General features: G+C 63.8%; 21 protein-coding genes and 1 riboswitch. Of the genes, 12 read left to right on the top strand and 9 right to left on the bottom strand.

The window, feature by feature from the left end:
* Positions 1 to 10 precede the first annotated feature (10 nt).
* The 6 genes from FJ973_RS09485 to FJ973_RS09460 all read left to right on the top strand — a co-directional run bounded on the left by FJ973_RS09485 (position 11) and on the right by FJ973_RS09460 (position 6,817).
* Positions 11 to 1,051, top strand: coding sequence for a 2-hydroxyacid dehydrogenase (locus FJ973_RS09485; RefSeq protein ID WP_140497767.1), 1,041 nt, complete (start codon positions 11 to 13; stop codon positions 1,049 to 1,051).
* A gap of 45 nt (positions 1,052 to 1,096) precedes the next feature.
* A complete protein-coding gene (locus FJ973_RS09480) occupies positions 1,097 to 2,614 on the top strand; it encodes a glycerol-3-phosphate dehydrogenase (protein ID WP_140555508.1) in 1,518 nt (505 codons plus the stop codon).
* A gap of 48 nt (positions 2,615 to 2,662) precedes the next feature.
* Positions 2,663 to 3,604, top strand: coding sequence for a TIM barrel protein (locus tag FJ973_RS09475; protein WP_140555506.1), 942 nt, complete (start codon positions 2,663 to 2,665; stop codon positions 3,602 to 3,604).
* Between the two features lie 227 nt (positions 3,605 to 3,831).
* Positions 3,832 to 4,665 carry a transporter substrate-binding domain-containing protein gene (locus FJ973_RS09470; protein WP_181167654.1) on the top strand — a complete coding sequence of 278 codons (834 nt, stop codon included), beginning with the start codon at positions 3,832 to 3,834 and terminating at the stop codon, positions 4,663 to 4,665.
* Between the two features lie 65 nt (positions 4,666 to 4,730).
* The gene (locus tag FJ973_RS09465) at positions 4,731 to 6,029 is read left to right on the top strand and encodes a cation:dicarboxylase symporter family transporter (protein ID WP_246675850.1); all 1,299 of its coding nucleotides are present in this window, start codon (positions 4,731 to 4,733) and stop codon (positions 6,027 to 6,029) included.
* Positions 6,026 to 6,817: an amino acid racemase gene (locus FJ973_RS09460; protein WP_140555502.1), complete on the top strand. Its 792-nt coding sequence runs from the start codon at positions 6,026 to 6,028 to the stop codon at positions 6,815 to 6,817. Before FJ973_RS09465 ends, FJ973_RS09460 begins: the two co-directional genes overlap by 4 nt.
* Before the next feature lie 21 nt (positions 6,818 to 6,838).
* Here FJ973_RS09460 and fba read toward each other — a convergent pair whose 3' ends face one another.
* Positions 6,839 to 7,903 (bottom strand): class II fructose-bisphosphate aldolase, encoded by a 1,065-nt coding sequence (gene fba, locus FJ973_RS09455; RefSeq protein ID WP_140497777.1) that lies wholly within the window; start codon positions 7,901 to 7,903, stop codon positions 6,839 to 6,841.
* A gap of 263 nt (positions 7,904 to 8,166) precedes the next feature.
* Between fba and FJ973_RS09450 the strand changes: the two genes are divergently transcribed.
* The 3 genes from FJ973_RS09450 to FJ973_RS09440 are packed head-to-tail and all read left to right on the top strand — an operon-like array spanning position 8,167 to position 10,192.
* Entirely contained in the window at positions 8,167 to 8,937 is a 771-nt protein-coding gene (locus FJ973_RS09450) for a DeoR/GlpR family DNA-binding transcription regulator (protein ID WP_140555500.1), read from the top strand.
* Between the two features lie 18 nt (positions 8,938 to 8,955).
* Positions 8,956 to 9,714, top strand: a complete 759-nt coding sequence (locus tag FJ973_RS09445; RefSeq protein WP_140555498.1) for a triose-phosphate isomerase — start codon at positions 8,956 to 8,958, stop codon at positions 9,712 to 9,714.
* Positions 9,715 to 9,748: 34 nt separating this feature from the next.
* Entirely contained in the window at positions 9,749 to 10,192 is a 444-nt protein-coding gene (locus FJ973_RS09440; protein ID WP_140497783.1) for an RpiB/LacA/LacB family sugar-phosphate isomerase, read from the top strand.
* On the opposite strand, the gene dhaL is transcribed toward FJ973_RS09440, so the two are convergent.
* The 4 genes from dhaL to FJ973_RS09420 form a co-directional block, all read right to left on the bottom strand.
* A complete protein-coding gene (dhaL, locus tag FJ973_RS09435; RefSeq protein ID WP_181170887.1) occupies positions 10,189 to 10,824 on the bottom strand; it encodes a dihydroxyacetone kinase subunit DhaL in 636 nt (211 codons plus the stop codon). The genes FJ973_RS09440 and dhaL overlap by 4 nt on opposite strands.
* Before the next feature lie 10 nt (positions 10,825 to 10,834).
* The gene (locus FJ973_RS09430) at positions 10,835 to 11,842 is read right to left on the bottom strand and encodes a dihydroxyacetone kinase subunit DhaK (RefSeq protein WP_140555496.1); all 1,008 of its coding nucleotides are present in this window, start codon (positions 11,840 to 11,842) and stop codon (positions 10,835 to 10,837) included.
* A gap of 77 nt (positions 11,843 to 11,919) precedes the next feature.
* Positions 11,920 to 12,393 (bottom strand): 6,7-dimethyl-8-ribityllumazine synthase, encoded by a 474-nt coding sequence (locus FJ973_RS09425; protein ID WP_140555494.1) that lies wholly within the window; start codon positions 12,391 to 12,393, stop codon positions 11,920 to 11,922.
* 76 nt (positions 12,394 to 12,469) lie between these two features.
* Positions 12,470 to 12,672, bottom strand: a riboswitch (FMN riboswitch).
* Positions 12,673 to 12,731: 59 nt separating this feature from the next.
* A complete protein-coding gene (locus FJ973_RS09420; protein WP_140555492.1) occupies positions 12,732 to 13,922 on the bottom strand; it encodes an MFS transporter in 1,191 nt (396 codons plus the stop codon).
* Between the two features lie 49 nt (positions 13,923 to 13,971).
* On the opposite strand from FJ973_RS09420, the gene FJ973_RS09415 reads away from it, so the two are divergent.
* Both FJ973_RS09415 and FJ973_RS09410 read left to right on the top strand, forming a co-directional pair.
* Entirely contained in the window at positions 13,972 to 14,511 is a 540-nt protein-coding gene (locus FJ973_RS09415; RefSeq protein ID WP_140514639.1) for an Lrp/AsnC family transcriptional regulator, read from the top strand.
* 154 nt (positions 14,512 to 14,665) lie between these two features.
* Complete coding sequence (locus FJ973_RS09410; RefSeq protein ID WP_140555490.1) at positions 14,666 to 15,478, top strand: class I SAM-dependent methyltransferase; 813 nt, start codon at positions 14,666 to 14,668, stop codon at positions 15,476 to 15,478.
* Positions 15,479 to 15,559: 81 nt separating this feature from the next.
* Here FJ973_RS09410 and FJ973_RS09405 read toward each other — a convergent pair whose 3' ends face one another.
* Positions 15,560 to 16,882: a four-carbon acid sugar kinase family protein gene (locus FJ973_RS09405; RefSeq protein WP_140555488.1), complete on the bottom strand. Its 1,323-nt coding sequence runs from the start codon at positions 16,880 to 16,882 to the stop codon at positions 15,560 to 15,562.
* Positions 16,883 to 16,890: 8 nt separating this feature from the next.
* Complete coding sequence (gene oiaX / locus FJ973_RS09400) at positions 16,891 to 18,141, bottom strand: 3-oxo-isoapionate-4-phosphate decarboxylase OiaX (RefSeq protein WP_140555486.1); 1,251 nt, start codon at positions 18,139 to 18,141, stop codon at positions 16,891 to 16,893.
* Positions 18,142 to 18,423: 282 nt separating this feature from the next.
* Here oiaX and FJ973_RS09395 point away from each other — a divergent pair, with 282 nt between their 5' ends.
* Positions 18,424 to 19,137: a transcriptional regulator NanR gene (locus FJ973_RS09395; protein ID WP_140555484.1), complete on the top strand. Its 714-nt coding sequence runs from the start codon at positions 18,424 to 18,426 to the stop codon at positions 19,135 to 19,137.
* A 2-nt stretch (positions 19,138 to 19,139) separates the two neighbouring features.
* Here FJ973_RS09395 and FJ973_RS09390 read toward each other — a convergent pair whose 3' ends face one another.
* Together FJ973_RS09390 and FJ973_RS09385 are read right to left on the bottom strand one after the other, a co-directional pair.
* A complete protein-coding gene (locus FJ973_RS09390) occupies positions 19,140 to 20,978 on the bottom strand; it encodes a hypothetical protein (RefSeq protein ID WP_140555482.1) in 1,839 nt (612 codons plus the stop codon).
* Positions 20,975 to 22,009 carry a Gfo/Idh/MocA family oxidoreductase gene (locus FJ973_RS09385; RefSeq protein WP_140520884.1) on the bottom strand — a complete coding sequence of 345 codons (1,035 nt, stop codon included), beginning with the start codon at positions 22,007 to 22,009 and terminating at the stop codon, positions 20,975 to 20,977. The genes FJ973_RS09390 and FJ973_RS09385 overlap by 4 nt, the downstream gene beginning before the upstream one ends.

The raw sequence follows: 22,009 nt of genomic DNA, 5'->3' as shown, positions 1-22,009 counted from the left end.
GAAGTCGAGTATGCCCAGGAAAATAGCGATCATTGGTGACAACTTCATGCTTCCGGAGGTGTTTCGCGCCAAAATCGAGAAGGTCGCGAGCGGTGACCTCGATGTCAGGACATTGCAGACCGCCTGGCCCGACGAGCCGATGGAATTCGGCGATCCGGCGCTCGGCCTCGACAAGGTCAAGGAGTATTTCGGCCGTCCCGACGAGGTCGTCGAGTTCATCGGCGACGCCGAGATCCTCGTCACCCAGCTCGCGCCGCTGTCGGAAGGCATGATGCGGCGCCTGCCGGCGCTGAAGCTCGTCGCGGTTTCGCGCGGCGGCCCGATCAACATCGACATGGAAGCGGCGCGCGCGCATGGCATCACCGTCGTCAACGTGCCCGGCCGCAACGCGACCGCCGTGGCCGAATTCACCATCGGCGCCATATTGGCCGAAACGCGGCTGATCCGGGTCGGCCACGAAGCGCTGCGCAGGGGCGAATGGCGCGGCGATCTCTACCGCGCCGACCGCACCGGCCGCGAGCTTAGCGAGATGACGGTCGGCGTCGTCGGTTACGGCAATATCGGAACAAAGGTAGTCAGGCTGCTGCGCGCTTTCGGCTGCCACGTTCTGGTCAGCGACCCCTATGTGCAGTTGAGCGCAGAGGACCGCAACGCCGGCGTCGAACTGGTCGCGCTTGACGATCTCCTATCCCGCTCCGACGTGGTCACGCTGCATTCGCGGGTGACGCCGGAGACGCGCGGCCTGATCGGCAAGGACACCATCGCGCGGATGAAACCCGGGGTGATCTTCGTCAACACGGCGCGCGGGCCGCTGGTCGACTATGACGCACTCTATGAGGCGCTTGTTTCAGGCCAGATCGCCAGCGCCATGCTGGAGACGTTCGCGGTCGAGCCTGTGCCGTCGGACTGGCCCTTGCTGCAGCTTCCCAACGTGACGCTGACGCCGCATATCGCCGGCGCCTCGGTGCGCACCGTGACCTATGCGGCCGAGCAGGCCGCCGAGGAAGTGCGCCGCTATATCGCCGGGCTGCCTCCGGTCAATCCGTGCTGAGGCGGCAGCCATGGTGTGTAAATCCGGCAGCGAGATCGTGACGAGATGAGTGGCGGACCCGAAATCGTCGACCTTTTCGTCATCGGCGGCGGCGTCAACGGCGCCGGCATAGCCCGCGATGCAGCAGGCCGCGGCCTCTCCGTCATCCTGTGCGAAAAGGACGATCTGGCGGAAGGCACCAGTTCGCGATCGGGCAAGCTCGTCCATGGCGGCCTGCGCTACCTCGAATATTACGAGTTCCGCCTGGTGCGCGAGGCGCTGATCGAGCGCGAGGTACTCCTGGAATCGGCACCGCACATCATCTGGCCGATGCGCTTCGTGCTGCCGCACAGTCCTGACGACCGGCCGGCCTGGCTGGTGCGGCTCGGCCTGTTCCTCTACGACCATCTCGGCGGCCGCAAGCGGCTGCCGGCCACCCGCACGCTCGACCTGCGCACCGCGCCCGAGGGCGCGCCGATCAAGGACGAGTTCAAGCGCGGTTTCGAATATTCCGATTGCTGGGTCGACGACGCCCGTCTCGTGCTGATCAATGCGCTGGATGCGCGCGAGCGCGGAGCGAAGATCTTCACCCGAACCGCCTGCACCGCCGCCCGCCGGGAAGGCGGCCTCTGGTCGGTGGAGATGCGCGACGGCAAGACCGGCGTGAAAACCACCGTGCGGGCGCGGGCGCTGGTCAATGCCGCCGGCCCTTGGGTCAACGACATCATCAACCGCGTTGCTGGCCAGAACTCGACGCGCAATGTCCGCCTGGTCAAGGGCAGCCATATCGTCGTGCCCAAATTCTGGGAGGGCCGCCAAGCTTACCTCATCCAGAACAGCGACAAGCGGGTGATCTTCATCAATCCTTATCAGGGCGATCTCGCCTTGATCGGCACCACCGACATTCCCTATGACGGCCGACCCGAGGACGTGGCGGCGGATGAGAGCGAGATCGAATACCTGATCAGGGTGGTCAACCGCTATTTCAAGCGCGGCCTCGCGCGCGGCGATGTCGTCTATTCGTTCTCCGGCGTCAGGCCGCTCTATGACGACAATGCCGACAACCCGAGTGCCGTGACCCGCGACTATATTTTCGAACTCGACGCGCCGGATGCTGAGGCGCCGCTGCTGTCCGTCTTCGGCGGCAAGATCACCACCTTCCGGAAGCTCGCCGAGCATGCGCTGGACAGGATCGCTCCGTTCTTCCCCCTGATGGGCAAGCCTTGGACGGCGAAGGCGCATCTGCCTGGCGGCGACATCGCCAATGCCGATTTCGAACAGTTTCTAGGAGATCTCGGGCGGGAGTATGCATGGATGCCGGCATCGCTGCTCAAGCATTACGGTCGGCTCTACGGCACCAGGACACGTCTTGTGGTCGGCGCGGCCCGTTCGCTCGCGGAACTCGGGCGATGTTTCGGCAAGGATTTCTTCGAGCGCGAGGCCAGTTACCTGTTCGAGCTGGAATGGGCTGAGACACCGGCCGACATTCTCGAACGGCGCACCAAGCACGGCCTGCATCTTTCCGCCGAGGAGAGATCGGCCTTCGAACACTGGTGCGCGAGCCGGCTGGCGAGGGCAGGGTGATGGCAATCATCGCCAATGTAGCGCGACAGGGCTGAGAGGATCGCGATCGTGGCATTCACGCTCTCCCTCAACACCAATCCGCTGGTCAATCGCTTTGCCGAGCCTGACGACCTGGTCGATACCATCGCCTACGACATCGGCATCAGGGATATTCAGCTCACGCATGAATTCGTCAATCCGGGCTGGCCGGCGGCGACGATCGTGAAATTCGTCCGCCTGTTTCGTGGCGCACTCTCCCGCACGGGCGTGCGCGTGACCTCGGGCATGACCGGTCCTTACGGCCGGCTCAACCATTTCGGCCATCCAGACGCGGATGTGCGCCGCTACTATGTCGACTGGTTCAAGACCTTTGCCGACATCTCGGCCGAGCTTGGCGCCGGCGGCATGGGTACCCAATTCGCGATCTTCACCCATCGCGATTATGATGATCCCGCGCGCCGCGCGCGCCTGTTCGACATTGCACTGGAATGCTGGCGCGAGGTCGCCGAACACGCCCGCGCGGCCGGGCTTAACTACCTGTTCTGGGAGCCGATGTCGGTCGGCCGCGAGTTCGGCCACACGATCGAGAATTGCCGGCTGCTGCAGGATGCGATCGACGCGGCCGGGATGGCCATTCCGCTGGAGATGATGGTCGACATCGACCATGGCGACGTCACCTCCAGCAACCCGGCCGATATCGATCCCTATGCCTGGGCCGAGACTTTCCCCAGGAAGTCGCCGATCATCCACATCAAGCAATCGTCGATGAACAAGGGTGGCCATTGGCCGTTCACCGCGGCTCACAACAGGGACGGCCGCATCACGCCTGAAAAGCTGCTGGAGACGGTGCGGCGCGGCGGCGGCACCGACAACGAGATCTGCCTCGAACTGTCGTTTCGCGAGCGCGAACCGGTCGACCACCAGGTGGTCGCCATGATCCGCGAATCGGTCGACTACTGGGCGCCCTTTATCGACACGGGCAGGCCTGACCTGCTGCCGAAAAACGGGTAGAGGTCGGAGTGGGGAGCCGATGCCACTCGCGCTGTTGACGTCCAACCGGTTGGCCCGCCAGCGAAGCAACCAGATGACATATTAGATAATGCGAGTATTGCGGCAGCCTGCGCTGCTGATTGCTATAAAAGTACAATGCGAAAGATACTTTTGTTTAACTTCGCCATGCATACTGCGAATTGGTCCGATTTGTTTGTCCGGCTTCCCTCGCGAACTAGAGAATCCGCATGTCGGTTACACGTCGTACGCTGCTCACGGCCGGAAGCGTCGGCTTGCTGGTCGCGCAAGCTCGGGCGGCCAATACTCCAGGACAGCAGGCGGAGATCGCTCCCGTCGTCGGCGACAATGCGCTTCGCATTGCAATGCCGGCCTTTGCCTCCGATCCATTCTTCCCGGCCGATGGATCGGGGAACAGCGGCATAGACATGGAACTGGCCCGCGGCATAGCAGCGGAGCTCGGCGTCGAGCCGGTGTTCGACCGATCCGCCGCAACGTTCGACGGCATGGTGAAACAGCTGACTTCCGGCCAGGCGGACATAGCCATCGGCAAGCTCAGCCGAACCCTTCGCCGTGGCCGCTCAATCCTCTATTCCCGGCCCTATGCCATGCTGCACCAAGGCCTCATCGCCAATCGCCTCAACCTGGCGCGCATCGCGCAAGGCAAACCACCCGAGCAGATCATCCGCGATTTCTCGGGCGATCTCGGCGTGATCGAGGGCTCTTCATTCGCAACCTATGCGGCGACGACCTTCCCGCATGCACAAGTTCATCGTTTTACAGGCTGGGACATGGTTGTCGATGCGATCCGCGATGGGACGATCGACATGGCGTATCGCGACGATTTCGAGATCAAGAAGCTGATGGTCGACGATCCGTCGATGACGGTCGCCGCGCGCTCGATCACGCTGACCGACAAGGTAGACACGATCGCAATCGGTGTGCGACCGGACAATCCGCATCTCGCGGCGTTTATCGACCTTTACCTCGATCTCGCGCGCGGTCAGCAGGTTCTCAACACTGACGAGATCATCGCGCGCTACCGGTTGGGGAGCAAAGCCTGACGATGGCCGTCACGGAAGCAGCCGGACCCTTGGCTTTCGATTGGCGCCTGGCGGCGAGGCGCATATTGCGCTCGCCCGCGACGACGATTGCGATGATCGGGGCGGGAATCCTTTGCGGCCTCTATTATCCAGCATTTGCCCATGCGATCAGCCCTGTGGCGCAGCTCTACCTGAATTTCCTCAAGATGGTCGTCCTGCCCTACCTGGTCTCGTCGGTCATCTTCTCGATCATGTCGATGGTTCAGGATCCGAACTCGGTCCGTTACCTGGGCCGCGTGGGTATGGCGGTGCTGGTCGTGTCGTTCCTGAGCGTATTGGTGAGTGGCACCTACTCGCTTGTCCTTCAGCCGGGCCAGATCGAGAATCCTCAATCGCGCATCGAGCTTGGCGAGTTCATCAATTCGCAGGGCAGTGTATCCACCGATCTCGCATTCCCCTACCAACCACCACCCAATGAGGGATCCGACACCGGGCGTTCGATACTGCTCGATCTTGTACCGAACAACGTCTTCAGCGCGCTGGCCTCCGGTCAAACCATCCAGGTCCTGCTGTTCTGCCTGCTTTTCGGGCTCGCGATGGGCAAGATTCCCCAGCCTTCGTCCATGAGCCTGTCTCAGGCGCTGAACGCGGTTTACCGGGCCTGCACGGTCCTTACCAACTGGTTCATCTGGGGATTGCCGTTTGCAACCTTCATCCTGATCGCGGATCAGACCGCGTCGACCGGAACCAAGCCGCTCACGCTGATGGGCGGTTATCTGCTGGTGATGGGTCTTTCCTGCCTCACATTCATCGCCGGCGCATTTGCCGTTATCGCCATCCGCTCTCGGCGAAGCTACTGGGCCACGATCAAGACCTGTCAGCCCCTTCTCATGGTCGCCATCACCACGCGCTCTACCGTCGCCTCGCTTCCGTGGGTCATAAACCTGCTGAGCGAGCGTCTGCGGTTCAGCCTCGTGGTCGTCGAACTGCTCGTGCCGCTGCAGGCGGCATTGCTGCGGACAGGCCCGGCGCTGCTTTACACGTCTGGTGTTCTTTTCATCGCCCAGCTCTACGGCCGTCCGCTGGCAATTCCCGACCTCCTGCTCGTCGGCATCACCTCGGCGCTTCTCGCGCTCACGACCGGCGGCATGGGCAGCCTGCTCATCCTGTCCCAGATGTCGATCGTCTGTGGCTACCTGAAGATTCCCTTCGAGGCGGCTTTCGCCCTGTTCGTCGCCGTCGACGCGGCCGTCGACACGTTCATGACGCTGTCCAGCGTCTGCACCGTGGCGGCGAGCACCGCAATGATCGCGCCCAGCCACAGGGAGACAATGCAGCCTGTCGAAGCGGCGTCGGAACAGCTCGAAGCCGAGCCCGCTCGATGATCGACCATGGCATCAGCCTCCAGCTCGGCGTCATTGGCGGCCTCGGGCCGTTGGCATCGGCTGACTTCTACTTCAAGCTGACCCGAATGACCCAGGCGTTCCGGGACAATGAGCATGTGCCCGCCGTCATCCTCAGCGTGCCACAGCTGCCTGACAGGACCGAGGCGATCCTTGCCGGCCATGACGGTCCGCTGGCGTCTTTGAAAGCCGCGGTCTCGACGCTCAATGCGCTCGGCGTTGCCTGTATCGCGATGCCGTGCAACACCGCCCATCATTGGTATGAGCAGCTGGCGGCGAGCTCGCAGGCGCGGATCATCCATATCGCCGACGCGGTCGTGGCTGAAACCCATCGTAGCCTGAGCCGAGGCAAGGTTACGATCCTCGCCACGCAGGGCACGCTGGTCTCCGGCTTCTATCGGGACAGGATGTCGGCGGCGGGATTTGAGCTCTGCTTTCCCGCCGTCACGGAATTCCAGGGCCGCGTCGATAGCGCGATCGGCCTGGTCAAGGGTGGTTCGATCGCGGAGGCGGCGAGCGAAACCGAGCGCGCGCTTGAAATCGCGCGATCGGCCGGCGCCGATACGGCCGTTCTCGGCTGCACCGAACTGTCGGTGGTGGCCGCCAGCCTCAACCCTACGAACGGATTGGTCGTCATCGACAGCAATGCAGCCTTGGCGCGAGCCTGTTTGACACGGTTGGGCTTCGCCGCGCAGGACGTTCCGCGACCTCGGCCGGTGTTCTCATCCCGTAAAGAGCTGGAGCGGTTCGGCGGTTCTATCCAACACTGAACCGCTCCGGGAACTGGTCGTTTAGCCGAATTTCGGATCGAGGCTGCCCGCTTTGTAACGCTTGGCCATTTCCGAGACCGGCAGCGGCTTGATCTTCGGCGCGTTGCCGGCGGTGCCGAACTGCTCGAAACGCTCCTTGCACAGCTTCCTCATCGCCGCCATCGCCGGCGTCAGATATTTGCGCGGGTCGAATTCCGAGGGATTTTCCGTCAGCACCTTGCGGATCGCGCCGGTCAGCGCCATGCGGTTGTCGGTGTCGATGTTGATCTTGCGCACGCCATGCTTGATGCCGCGCTGGATCTCTTCCACCGGCACGCCCCAGGTCGGCTTCATCTGCCCGCCATATTTGTTGATGATCTCCTGCAGATCCTCTGGCACCGAGGACGAACCATGCATGACCAGGTGCATGTTCGGCAGGCGGCGGTGGATTTCCTCGATGACGTTCATCGCCAGCACCGCGCCATCCGGCTTGCGCGAGAATTTATAGGCGCCGTGGCTGGTGCCCATTGCAACCGCCAGCGCGTCGACATGGGTGTCGCGCACGAACTGCTCGGCCTGCACCGGATCGGTGAGCAATTGGTCGTGGCTGATCGCGCCTTCGACGCCGTGGCCGTCCTCCTGCTCGCCGCCGCCGCTCTCCAGCGAGCCCAGCACGCCGATCTCGCCCTCGACCGAAACGCCGCCCCAATGCGCCATGTCGACGACGCGCTTGGTGATGCCCGAATTATAGGCGTAGTCGGCCGGCGACTTGCCGTCCTCCTTGAGTGATCCATCCATCATTACCGAGGTGAAACCATGCTGGATCGCGGTGACGCAGGTAGCCTCGTTGTTGCCGTGGTCGAGGTGCATGCAGACCGGGATGTCGGGATGGATCTCGACCAGCGCATCGATCAGCTTGGCCAGCACCACGTCATTGGCATAGGCACGCGCACCGCGGCTTGCCTGCAGGATGACCGGCGACTTGGTCTCCTCCGCAGCCTCCATGATGGCGAGGCCCTGTTCCATGTTGTTCATGTTGAAGGCCGGCACGCCATAGCCGTATTCGGCGGCGTGATCGAGCAATTGTCTCAGTGTGATGCGAGCCAACGAATAGTCTCCCGTATCTGGTTTCGAACCTGTGCTTGCTGGCTGTCCGCGCATCGTCCAGCCCACCGATGCTTCTGGCCGGATTTCCGCGCAACCGCAACCGTCAGACACCGTCCCGGCAGCAATTCTTGTTACAGGGCCGTGATGAAAGCCACGGGAATATCCCAGGAAAACATCTCATTATCACAGAAACCATGATAGTTTCAGGAAGAAATATGTTATCTTATCGAGGAGCCAGCGTCGGTTGGCGGACATCGGCAGCAATGAAGAGCGACAACAGGCGTCAAGGCATCATGGACTTTCTGATGGACGTCGGCGCGGTGAGCGTCGACGATCTTGCCTCACGCTTTGGCGTCTCCAGGATGACGGTGCATCGTGACCTCGACGACCTTGAGGAGAGCGGTTTCCTGCGCAAGGTGCGTGGCGGCGCTTCGATCCAGCCGAGCGGTCTCTTCGAAAGCGATTTTCGCTACCGGCAAAAGCAGGCGACAGGGGAAAAGCAGCGCCTTGCGGCGGCCGCCGTGGCGATGATCGAACCCGGCCAGACTGTCATCATCGACGACGGCTCGACGGCTGGCGGCATCGCACGGCATCTCGCCGATTTCAGGCCGCTGACGGTGATCTCCAACAATCTGGCCGTCATCCAGGACCTGGCCGGCGCCGGGGGCATCGACCTGATTGCGCTCGGCGGCCAGTATAGCAAGAAGTTCCACGGCTTCTTCGGACTGCTTGCCGAGGCTTCGCTGAGATCGCTGCGCGCGGACGTCGCCTTCCTGTCGTCATCGGCTATCCACGGCGCCTCCGCTTTCCACCAGGACCAGGAGGTGGTGCAGATCAAGCGGCTGATGATGGAAGCAGCGACCCGCAAATACCTTCTGGTCGATCACGGCAAGTTCGGCCGCACGGCGCTGCATTTCCTGACCGAACTCGAGGCGTTCGATGCCGTCTTCACCGGTCGCGCGCCCGAGCCCGGAATGCGCGCCGCACTGGATGCCGCCGGCGTTTCGCTGACGGTGGTCGCCAACAAGGATTGAGGATCAAGGAGCGCAGGCGTGGTTTATTGGGTCGGTACAAGCTGGAAGATGAACAAGACGCTCGCCGAGGCGCTGGATTTCGCCGGGGCATTGGCCGGCTTCGTGCCAGGCTTCGACGAGCGCATCCAGCCTTTCGTCATCCCCCCGTTCACGGCGGTGCGCGAGGTCAAGCAGGCGCTGTCGTCGACGCGGGTCAAGGTCGGTGCCCAGAACATGCACTGGGCCGATGCCGGGGCCTGGACCGGCGAGATCTCGCCGCTGATGCTGAGCGACTGCGGTCTCGACATGGTCGAACTCGGCCACAGCGAACGGCGCGAGCATTTCGGCGAGGCCGATCGCACCGTCGGCCTGAAGACGGCGGCCGCCGTCAAGCACGGACTGATACCGCTGATCTGCGTCGGCGAGACGCTGGCGGAGCGCGAAAACGGCAAGGCGGATGCGGTGTTGACCGGCCAGGTCGAGGGTGCGCTGCTGTTCCTCGAAGGCGAGGCGAAGGCGGCAAAAATCCTGTTTGCCTATGAGCCGGTCTGGGCGATCGGCGACAAGGGTATTCCGGCCAGCTCCGCCTATGCCGAAAAACAGCAGGCGCTGATCAAGAAAGTGGCCGGCGGCCTGCTGCCGTCCATCCCGCCGGTGCTCTATGGCGGCAGCGTCAATCCCGGCAACGCGGCCGAGCTGATCGGCCAGCCCAGCATCGATGGCCTCTTTATCGGCCGCTCGGCCTGGCAGGCGGAGGGCTACATCGACATCCTCAGGCGCGCCTCGGCGGCGATCTGAACGAACGAAATCTCATTCAAGAAAGGACACGACCATGAAAATAGCCATTGGAGCCGACAGCGCCGGCAAGCCGTTGCTTGATGTCATCGCCGCGCATCTCGCGACAAAATCCGGCCTCACCGTCAGCGACCTCAGCCAGGCCGGCTTTTATGCCGACCTGTCACAAAAGCTCGCCCAGACGATCATCGACGGCGAGAACGACCGCGGCATCCTGTTCTGCGGCACCGGCATCGGCGTCTCGATCTCGGCCAACAAGGTGCCTGGCATCCGGGCGGCACTCACCCACGACACCTATTCCGCGGAGCGCGCCGCCAAATCCAACAACGCGCAGATCATCACCATGGGCGCCCGCGTCATCGGCCCGGAACTCGCCAAGGCGATCGTCGATACCTGGTTGGCCTCGGAGTTCGACGAGAAGGGACCGTCGGCCGGCAATGTCCAGGCGATCAACAAGCTCGATGAAGCGAAGCAGGCCTAAGCCAGGTTGTCGCGCAAAGCCTCGATGACGGTCACGGCCGAGGCGGCGCCGGGGTCGATATGGCCGAGCGAGCGTTCGCCGAGCCGCGAGGAGCGGCCCTTGACGGCGATCATGTCCTTGGTCGCCTCGGCCCCCAGGCGCGCCGCGTCCACTGCCGCGTCGAGGCTTTCGGCAAGACCTTTTCCCGCCGCATTGCTGGCGCCGGCCGCTTCCGCCGCCGGCAACCAGGCGTCGATCATCGTCTTCTCGCCGATCTCGGCCTTGCCGCGATCGCGGATGCCTTGCGCCATCGCCTGGAACAGCGCGACGACATCCGCATCAGCTAGCGTGGTCTTGCCCTTGACGGCAGCGGCGGCGCGCATGAAGGCGGTGGCATAGAGCGGGCCAGACGACGCACCGACCGCGTTGAGGAACGATTTAGCCGCCATGTTGAGAAGCGCGGTCGGCTCGGTCGCCGTCAGGTCGAGTGGCGCCAGCGCGTCGCGCACTGCGTTGAAGCCGAGCGCCATGGCGATGCCGTGATCGGCGTCGCCGATGACGCCGTCGAGCTGGCAGAGCCGGTCCTTGTCGGCTTCGATCGCCACCGCGATCGCATCGAACATTCTCTTCAGGTCAGCGCTATCGATGCTCACGGGTCACTCCTCAGCCGGCGCGGAACATGGCGCAGTCGCACGGATGGTCGAGCATGGTCTGCAACTCGCCATCGAGATGGAACAGCGTCACCGAGGCGCCGGCCATTTCGAGCGACGTGCAGTAATTGCCGACCCAGGTCGCATGGATGGAAACGCCGATGTCGTCGAGACGCTGCTTGACGCGACGGTTCATGATGTAGAGCTCCATCAACGGTGTCGAGCCCAGCGAATTGACCAGCACCGCAACCTTGTCGCCACGCGAAGGCGCCATCTCGGCAAGGATATTGTCCAGCATCTCGTCGCTGATCTCGTCGGCGGTCCCGAGCTTGCCGCGCGCGATGCCCGGCTCGCCATGGATGCCCATGCCGATCTCCATCTCGTCGGCGCCGATCTCGAAATTCGGCCGCCGGGTCTGCGGCAGCGAGCAGGGCGACAGCGCCACGCCCATGGTGAAGGTATGGTCGTTGGCCTTGCGCGCCATGCGCTCGCATTCGTCGAAGGAGAGCATGCGATCACAGGCCGCGCCGGCCGCTTTGAAGACGAAGAAATTGCCGGCGACGCCGCGGCGCTTCTGCCGCTGGTCGCGCGGTGCCGAGGCGACATCGTCGGTGGTCAGCACCGTGCGCACCTCGATATCGTCCATGGCGGCCATTTCGGCCGCCATGTCGAAATTCATCACGTCCCCGGCATAATTGCCGTACGTGAACAGGACGCCGGCGCCGCCGTTCGCCGCCTTGGCGCATTCAAGGATGGGATCGGGTGGCGGCGAGGCAAAGACATTGCCGATCGCCGCCGCGTCCGCCAGGCCCTTGCCGACAAAACCGAGAAAGGTCGGCTCATGGCCCGAGCCGCCGCCGACGACGAGCCCGACCTTGCCGGGACGCGGTCCGTTGCGGGCGATGATCGAGCGCGGGTTGCCGTCCACGCTCCTGAGATGGCTGGGATGCGCGGCCAGAATCCCCTCTAGCATCTCGTCGACGGCACGGTTGCCGTCATTGATGATCTTCTTGGTCTGCACCGGCATCCTCCCGAACTCGGCATTTTCCCGAGATACTACAGGCTGTTACCGAGATTTCTACCCCGCTCTCGGCTGTTTCAGGCGGCGATGTGCTTTCGCGCCGCCAGGATCTGGAGGCATGCGCCGGCCGCTTCCTTGCCCTTCACCTGGAAGTGCTCGAGGAAGAAGCGGTGGTGCTCGGCGCGGTCGTGGTAATTGTGCGGCGTCAGTACCGCCGAAAGCACCGGCACGCCGGTCGTCAACTGCACATTCATCATGCCGTCGATGACGGCGCCGGCGACGAACTCATGCCGGTAGATGCCGCCATTGACGACGAAGGCAGCGCCGAGGATCGCGGCGTAGCGACCAGTCTCGGCCAATGTCTTGGCGTGCAGCGGAATCTCGTAGGCACCGGGCACGTCGAAGATTTCGACGGCAAAGCGGCCGTCGCCCACTGCTGCAAGCTCTGCCTCGAAGGCAGCGACACACTGGTCGACGATATCCGCGTGCCAGCGTGCCCTGACAACGGCAACGCGGGTCGTTTCATAGTCTCTGCGGGATTGCTGATTCATGGGTCCATCCTTCCGTTTCGAACCAGAATCAGGACGCACGATACGAAAACCGGCCGCCGGGGCGGTCCGTCTTCCGTTTCGTTCTCTTCCATCCGGACTGTAACCGTCGGCTCCGGAATTACACCGGATCTGCTGACCCTTCCGGTTTTGCCGGAAAGCGCTCGCGGGCTTGGGTCCCGCGCATGACCCCGAAAACCGGACCGGTTTTCGGAAAGAAACCATGCGCAATCAGGAGTCCTTACCGCCGGTGGGGACTTTCACCCCGCCCTGAGAACATTAACGGCTTTGTATGGAAGGGCAGGGGCGCGGCTGTCAACCAGGCGAAGGCTGGTGGCCCATCACGTCCTGTGTGGCTGGCGCGTGCGCCATGCCGCTGCCGAAGCCGCGACCAGCATCAGCAACGCCGCCACCATTGCCGATGCGGCAAAACCGAAATCCGAATATAGCGGCCCGAAACCGGTGGTGCCGATAAAGACCGCCAGATATGTCACCGCGCTGTTCAGGCCCATGATCGTGCCGCGCCGTGACGGATCGAGCGCCGACAGGCGCATCACCAGCACGTTCAATCCGAAATGATTGGCGAGACCCCAGGCCGCCACCATGGCGAGCGTCAGGCCATAGCTGTTGCTTGTTGCGGCGATCGCGACATAGACGATGGCGACGAGCAGGTAAGCGAAGGGCATGACGCGGCGGGCCCCCAGGCGATCGATGATGCCGTCGAAGAGCGCCGCCGTGCCGAAGCCGGCGCCATAGGCAAGCGCGGCCAGGCCGTTGGCGCTGACCGGCTGGCCCAGCCCGCTGTGCAGATGGTCGCCAAGATAGCCATAGACACCGTAGAAGGCGGTCATGAAAGCGCCGCAGGCGATCAGAAGCGGCACGATGCCGGGAATGCCGAGCGCCTCGAGCGGCGCTGGAGCCGGGCCGGCCTTTCTGACATCCGGGAGTGACGACGCGGTAAGGCTGCCAAGCGCCAGCGCCGCCAGCAGCGCCACGGCGGCGAAGACGGCCCGCCAGTGCACGAGATCGGCAAGCACCGCCGACAGCGAAACGCCGGCCACCATGCTCAGCGTCCATCCGGTCAGCACAACGCCGATCGTTCCGCTTTCCCGTCCAGGTGGGGCAATCGCCGCGGAACTGGCATAGATTGCCGGCATGGCGACGCCGGCGGCGATGCCGGTGAGAAGCTGCGCAGCGACCAGCGCCGTCACCGTCGGCGCCACCGCGCTTGCGACAAGCGCCAACGTCAGCAGCAGCAAGGCCGCCTGAAGCATCCGGCGCGCGCCGACCCGGTCGATGTAGCGTGCCAGGAACAGGGCGCTCGCCGAGGTGCCGAGGCCGAACGCGGCGGCCGCCATCATGACGACAGGCACGCTGGTCGCGAACGACACGGCCACGGCGGGAGCAATCGGACCCAGCACCAGGGAGTTCGAGCCGATGACGGCGATGCATCCGGTCAAGAGATAGGCCAGCGCCGGAATGGGCGGCCGGGCATTCGCACCCAAGGTTACTGCTTGATCGCTGTTCGACATATATTCATAATGGCCGTATTTTATTCGGCTGCAATCGGGAATTTCCACTATGGACGAAGAAACAAATGGCATTCCGCAGAACAGGCCGGCGCCCCGCGATCTCGACGCGATCGACAGAAAGATATTAGGCGTTCTCGTCGACGACGCCACGGTCAGCTATGCTGAGCTTGGCGATCGTGTCGGCCTCTCGCCGCCCGCCGCGCATGAGCGCGTCAAGCGCCTTCGGCGCAGCGGCGCCATTCGCGGCACGGCTGCCATCATCGACCCCAAGGCGGTCAAGAAGCCGCTGCTGGCATTCGTGCATATCGACACCAAGGGCTGGGGCAAGACGCCGGAGCTGATGGCGGTTTCGCAATATCCGGAGGTCGAGGAGATCCACACGGTTGCCGGCGACACCTGCATGCTGCTGAAGGTCCGCACGGAGGACACACGGGCGCTCGAAGGCCTGCTGTCGCGCCTCTACGAGACACCCGGCGTCACCTCGACGCGCAGCTACGTGGTGCTGTCGACCTATCTCGAGCGGCCGGTGCAGCCCGGCGTCACGACGCAGTGGCCGGCGCCCAAGCACATGGCCGAGCCTCTGTACTAAGGCCTGATGCCATAAGCGCGAAGCGGTTTTCGGACGACATCATGCTCTATCTCTTTGATTTGGAGCTGGACTCGCCGCCTCCGCCGAAAACGCCGCAAAACAAGGAATGATATGCTAATCTCCCGAGCCTCTAGGCAGAGGGCGGGTGGTGGCAATGCTGGAAACGGACAAGGTATTCGCTGGCTCCATACCGGAAAACTACGACCGCTATATGGTGCCGTTGATTTTCGAGCCCTTCGCTGCGGATATTGCAGGACGAGCAGCGTCACTGTCGCCCGCCGCCGTTTTGGAGACGGCCGCCGGCACCGGGGTCGTTACCCGTGCATTGGCGCCGAAACTGTCTCCCGGCGCAAGCTATACGGTAACCGACCTCAACCAGCCGATGCTCGACTATGCCGCTTCGCGACAACCTCCCGACGGTCGCATCACATGGCGTCAAGCGGACGCCTTGGCGCTGCCGTTTGAAGATGCGACCTTCGACCTCGTTTGCTGTCAGTTCGGTGCGATGTTCTTTCCCGACCGGCCATCGGCCTACCGCGAAGCCAGGCGTGTCCTGAGGCCGGGCGGACATTTCCTGTTCAGCGTATGGGATCGCATCGAGGAGAACGTCTTTGCCGATGATGTGACGAATGCTCTCGCAAGGATCTTCCCCGACGATCCGCCGCGCTTTCTGGCACGCACACCCCATGGCTACCACGACAAGGCAGTGATCCGTCACGAGCTGGAGGATGCTGGGTTCTCCGGTGTAATGATCGAGACGAGAGCCGAACAAAGCCGTGCATCCTCGCCGCGCCTTCCCGCCGTCGCTTATTGCCAGGGAACTGTGCTTCGCACCGAAATCGAGGCCCGGGAGGCCGGGAAACTGCAAGCCGCGACCGACTACGCCGCATCCGCGATTGCAGACAGACATGGCAGCGGCGCGGTGGCCGCCAAAATTCAGGCTCACGTCATCATGGCAACGGCTTAGAGCAATTCCAGGAAAAGTGTGTACGGTTTTCCGGGAAAAGCGCGTAGCGCTTTCCCTATGGAATTGCGCAAAAACAAACATCTAGCTTCCCAGCCGGATCGTCTCGAAATAGGCGTCGGTGCCGACCTGGCCGCCCTTGAGCGCGATTTCGAGTCCATCGATCGCACCGCCGCCATGGGCGACACAGAGCGGTGATCCCGGCGATTGCGGCAACGGCATGCGCACGGTCAGCGCGTCGATGGCCAATTGTCCGAGCGCGTGACTGGAGGTGTCGCCCCCAGCGATCACCGCGCGCTTGAGTTTCTGTTCCACGATTAACCGGCGCAGGATTGTTCCCAGCGCTCGCCCGAGCGTGTTTCGCGCACCTTCGATCCGGTCGATCTCGGCGCCACGGTCGGCCTGTGGGCCAAGCGCGGTGTAGAGGATGACGCTGCGCCCCGCAGCCAGGCTTGCCAATCCGCTCGCGACGGCGCGCTCGATTGCCTCCTTGGCGCCCTCCGTGACCAGTTGCATGGCATCCATCTCGACGCCGTCGAAACCGTGGGCAAGGGCGTGGCGGATCTGCTTTTCGGTGGTCGGCGACACGCTGCCCGAGACCACCGCGAGGCGGTCTACCGGTCCCGGCGGCGCGAACGACGCCTGCCCGGAGGCAATGCCTTTGCCGGCCCATTCGGCAAGCAAGGCATATTCGACGCCCGAGGATCCGACGACGAAGCCATGGCCTTGGTCATGGATGCGCCAGATCTGTTCGCCGACGCGTCTCTGTGTCTGGCGGCTTTCGACATCAAACAGGATGACCGCCCTGTTTTGCACGGCCTGGTCGACCGTTTGCGCGAGATCGTCGGTCTGCAATGCAGCCAGGTCGACAAGGCCGGAGCTGAGACTGGTCTGGCGCGAGAGATGCACGAGCAGGTCTGCTTCGTTCATCGGCGTCACCGGATGCCTGCTCATCACCGGATGCCTGTCGATGCGGAAATACTCGCCGCGGAACGCCGCGAAAAGATTGCCGAAGGCCGTGTAGCGCTTGAGCTGCGGCGCGCCGACGACCATCGGCACGCTACTCTGGCCGAAGATGCGCCGGCCGATCTCGATGGCGCGGCCGATATTGCCGACCGTCGGGCTGGAATCGAAGGTCGAACAGATCTTGTAATGGCAGATCGCCGCTTCGAGGCTCTTCAGCCATTCGAAGGCGGGCGCCAGATTCTGCTCCATCCATTGCGGCGTTTCGCTTCGGCTGGTGCCGGCCAGTCCGACGGCGCGGCAATGGAAAAATCGCGCCAGCAGGCGCTCATCGGGCCGACGCATGAACAGCACCGTCGGCACGCCGCCGAGCTCGAGCGCCTCCATGACATCCGTCGAGCCGGTGAGGTCGTCGCCATAATAGCTCAGGAGCAGGTTCTGCATGGCTTCGCTCAGGCCGCCTTGCCGTCGCTGAATTTCTCGATCGAGCGTGCCAGCTCGGCATGGTCGCGCGCGAATTCGTCGAGGGCAATGCCCTCGACCGCGGCCTGCCACGCTTGCAGCACCGCGCGCACCCCGGCGCCGGGCCCGTCCGGATGGCTGACGATGCCGCCGCCGCAGAGATAGAGGAGATCGACCGTGCGGCCGGTGCGCTCATAGGTCTCGGGCGCCTGGCCGCCCCATTGGCCGGAGCAGGCCACGGGCAGCGCGCAATCGTATGATGAAAACAGCGGCGTGGTCACCGCTTCGAAAGAGCGGATGAAAGAATCGTCCGGCTCCCAGTATTTCGAGCCGATACCGTTGATCTGGAACTGGTCGACGCCGAGCAGCCGCCAGAATTGCTGCCATACCTTGAAATCCATGCCGAGGCCGGGATGGCGGGTGAGAATGTCCCAGCCATTGCGGTGCGCATGCAGCGCCAGCCCGGAGCGCTTCCTGAGGAAAGCCATGCCGCCGAATCCGATGGAGTTGATGTTGACGACCGCGCAATTGCCGCCGGCTTCCAGCACCAGATCGTGGTTGCGCATCATCTCGTCGGGATCGGCATGCGAGATGCCGAAGGCGTACATCACTTTCTTGCCGGTCTTTTGCTCGTGGTCGCGGATCAGCGGCATGATCGCCTTCACCCGCTCAGCGAGCGGCGAATAGGCCGGGCTCATCAGCTTCTCGTCGTCCTTGATGAAATCGACGCCGGCTTCGATCAGTTCGCCCACCATCGCGGCTGTCTCGTGCGGCCTGAGGCCAAGCGCCGGCTTGACGATGGTGCCGATGATGGGACGGCCCTCGACCCCGGTCAGCCTGCGGCTGCCGGCAACGCCGAATTGCGGGCCGGGATGGGCGCCCCGGTATTGTTCCGGCAGCTTCATGTCGATGACCCGGATACCGGACAGGCCCCTGATCGAATAGGTGCCGCTGATGGCGATCGTCATCAGCGCCGACAGGTCGGTGCCGATGGCGTCGAACGGGAAGCCGATATCGACATCGGCGCGCCGGAAGGGGCCGTTCCCGGATCCGGGAAGCGACGGCTGCTCGGCATCGGGCAGCGGCCTGATCGCCAGCACACGAGCCGCCACACGCGCCTTTAATTCCTCGGTCTCGCCGGGCAGTGGGACGAAGGTGCCGGTCGACTGGTCGCTCGCGATCTTGGCCGCCAGCGCTTCGATGCTGCCAGAGGTTTCGATGCGATAGGTAAGCGTGATCATGGTCTGTCGGCCGCTTGAAAAGGGTTCGAAAAAAGTTTTGTCGCGCAGGAAATCTGGTATAATGAGTACCTAAGTATTGCAAGCAATATCCCGACTTCGGCAAGAGGGCCGGCTTCGGCAATTCCGGGAAATGAGCGGCGTTTTTCGTTCGGAATGCCTGGAACAAACAGCTGGCGCGGCTTGGCGATTGCATGAAATCGCGGGACCGCTCCAGGCGCAGGCATTCCGGTAATCCTGCCTGGAATGCTAAACAGGAACCGGGCCAGGGAGTGATTCGTCACGATGAACCGTTCGGAGCCGATCGTCCGGCGCAAACTTTCCGACGAAGTCTTTGCAAGGCTGAAGCGGCTGATCACCAGCGGCGAGCTGCAGCCGGGCGACGACATGCCGTCCGAACGCGAGTTGATGGAGCGCTTCGAGGTCGGCCGGCCGGCGATCCGCGAGGCCATGCAGGCGCTGAGCAATATGGGACTGGTCGCCATCTCGCATGGCGAGCGCGCCAAGGTGCTGCAACTAACCGCCAAATCGATCATCAAGCAGGTCGACGGCGCGGCCAAGATCATCCTGTCTTCATCGAGGGACACGCTGGAGCACCTGAAGACGACGCGCATCTTCTTCGAGCGCGGCATGGTCAGGGAAGCCGCGGAAAAGGCGACCGCCGAGGATGTGCAGCGGCTCAGGGCAACGGTGGCCGAGCAGCGCGCCGCGCGCGGTGATTCCGAAGCCTTCATCTCCGCCGACATGAAGTTCCACACCCAGATATCGGCGATATCGGGCAATCCGATCTATGTCGCCGTCAGCGAAGCCACGCTCGGCTGGCTGAAGGAATACCACACCGAGATGCTGATCTGGACCGGCAAGGAACAATACACGCTTACCGAGCATGAGGAGATCATCGACCGCATTGAGCACCGTGATGCCGACGGCGCCGAAAAGGCGATGATCAAGCATCTCGAACGCTCGCGTGCGCTCTATGTGATGAATTCCGATAAGTAGCTCTAGCCAACCCGGACAATGGCGTAGGGCGACATCGTAAGATGGCCCTGACCCAGTGCCGAAACATCAACCGGGACGTCGTTCGCCGTCAGGTTCGCCAGCCAGACGACAATGTCGCCTGAGGCGGCGCGACCGGCCAGCGCCGCAACACGCGTCTCGTCGCTTGTTTTCGCGGCAACATGCGCGAGCCCAGCCAGTTCGCAAAGCCCTTGGACGGCCCGGAAAATCGGCCGCGGCGATCCCTCGGCGACAGGTTCGCCGGATGCGGCCAGCACGCCGAATGGTCCGGTGATGCTGGACAGTGTCAGCATCTCCAGCCCGGCCGGCGCGACGCGCGCGGCATAGCCAATGGTCCAGGCGGCGGCAAACTGCGCGGCATGGCGGGGATCACGGTTCGCCATGGCAATGCGTTGGCCGGCAAAATTGTCCTTGGTCGCGCCGCCATAGGGGTTCTGTCGCATGGCAATGGTCGACGGGCCGATCCGGTAAGGCTTGTCGCCGAAGATCGCCCGTGTCGACCGGGTGATGAAGGGCAGCGCCTCCAGCGATTGCATGACGCTGAGATCGTCGGCGGCGTGAACGATCGGACAGGTGCAGTGCGTGACGAAATCGAGTTGGTCGGCGGGCACGCGCTTACGGTTGAGCTCGGTGAAATAGCTGAACATGCCGCCGCCGAGGCGGATCCCGGGAAAGGCGCGCCGCGCCGCGGCATAGATTTCTTCCAGCGGCGGGCATGCCGGCCAGGCGCTGCCCGGCGGCGTCGACTGGCGGTCGACCGAAGGCGAGACGGCAACCGCATCGAGCCGCAGGCCGACCCGGCGCACCATATCGGCGACATCGGAGAATTCGGCATCGAGGTCGCCCGTGCAGGCCACCACGCATTCGAGCGTGGTCGAGGCGGGATGCGCCGCGGCGAGCCGGGCATGGGCGCGCAGCGCGTCCAGGCCGTGGCCGCGCGTCGGATCGAAGTGGAACAGGAGTTGCTGCGGACCGAGCCTTGCGAGCATCGGCAGTTCGGCCAGCGTTGCCTCTACGTCCTCGGGATAGACGATCACGCCGACATCGGGCAGCCTCGGCCCGGTCTCGCCGAGTTCGATGCGGACCGGTTCGGCACTCGCGGTCGCGGCGGGCATCCCGGCGCCGCCGGTGAGGCGCAGGCTCACCGTCTGGCGCAGCGGTTCGCCGGCCGGCAGCACATAGGGCCACGGCAAGGCCAGCGGCCGCACATAGGTCTTGTAGGAGGCGTCCGACCAGTTGCGCTGGTCCTCCATTTCGAAAGTATCGCCTTCCATCCTGCATTCGGCGCTGACGCCGGGACGCACTGCATGGGTGATGGCACGCAGGTCCTTGAAGGGCTGCCATGGGTCGATCAGATCAGGCAGTTCCGTGTCCACCACCCTGCCATCGGTGTGCTCCACCGTCACCGGGCTGCCGGCGAGGCCGGCGATCGGATGCAGGATGCAGAAGCCGCAGCGGTTGGTCTCGAAATCGCTCTCCGGCAGCGTTGTCACATCGAAGACCAGCCTGCCGTCGGCGGAGCCTTCGATCGTCGCGTGGAAGCGCAGGCTGCTGCCGCCCGGGCCGGTGCAATTCGCCTCATAGCTTACCGAGAAACGGTCGACCTTCTGGTCGATGGTCAGGTCCGTGAGCTCCGGCTCATAAGTGCCCCAGTCGCGGTCGCGTACGATATAGGCGATGGCGCGCAGCACTTCGGTGCCGGCATGCCGGATTGTGCGCAGATTGCCATTGACCAGCTCGGCACTCAGCGCGCCCGCCTGCAGCAGGATCGGTGCCGCTTCGGCCGCCCGTGTGCCGTAAAGATCGAACACGTCGGCCGTCATTGCAGCAAGGCTTCGATCTGCACCGGTTCGCGGCTCGCAGCACCCGCATAGGCGGCCTCGACCAGGGCGAATGTCTTCAGATTGTCGGCGCCCGAGGTCGCCGGCTCCTTGCCGCCGACAAGGCAGTCGACCCAGTGCCGCTGGATGGCCAGCACGCTTTCCTGGATGTTGTGCCATGGCCGCGAGGCCCAGGGCAGGAGCGGCGGCGAGACATCGCTCACTCTGGTTCCGCTCTTGCCGGTGACGGTCAGCCGGTAGCCCTGCGCCAGCCGGATCGTGCCGTCGACGCCGTCGAGTTCGATAAGTGTTTCCGGGAACGGCTCGGTGGCAAGCTTCGTCGCATAGCTGCAATCGACAACCGACGTGGCGCCGCCGGCATGATCCATGAGCATCGTCGCCACATCCTCGCCGGCGATGGCGGGGTTGATGCGTGTGGTCCGCGCGGTCAGGCTCGTGACGTCGCCGAGCAGGAAGCGGGCGATGTCGAGGATGTGGATGCCGAGGTCCTCGATGATGAAGCGTTTTCCCGTTGCCAGATAGGGCTGGCCGGAAAACACGTCGTAGCCGGAGCGGAAGGAGATGCGGCCGAAGAACGGCGTGCCGATCTCGCCTCTGTCGAGCACAGCGCGCACCGCCTGGATCGGCGACTGCCAGCGGAAGTTCTCATGCACCATCAGCGGCACGCCGGCTTTGGCGCAGGCCGCGACCATCGCCTTGGCATCGCTAAGCGTCGGCGCGAACGGCTTCTGGCAGATGACGGGAACGCCATGCGCTGCCGCCATCTCGACCAGCGGTCGATGGCTGCCGACAGTGGTGGCGATGTCGACGAAGTCGAGGGTCTCGGCGGCGAAAAGTTCCGCCGCATCGGTGTAGCGCCGCACCACGCCGAACTGGTCGCCGACGATCCGCAACCGCTCCGGATCGCGGTCGCAGATGGCGTCGATCGAGGCGCCTTCGATATCGCGCCAGGCATGCATCTGGTTGACCGCGAAGAAGCCGCAACCGATCAGCGCTCCACGCAACTCCGCCAT

The sequence above is a fragment of the Mesorhizobium sp. B2-1-3 genome, assembly GCF_006442495.1.
GTDB lineage: Bacteria > Pseudomonadota > Alphaproteobacteria > Rhizobiales > Rhizobiaceae > Mesorhizobium.
Note: the sequence above shows the minus strand (reverse complement) of the source record. Positions and strands in the feature narration are given on the sequence as shown.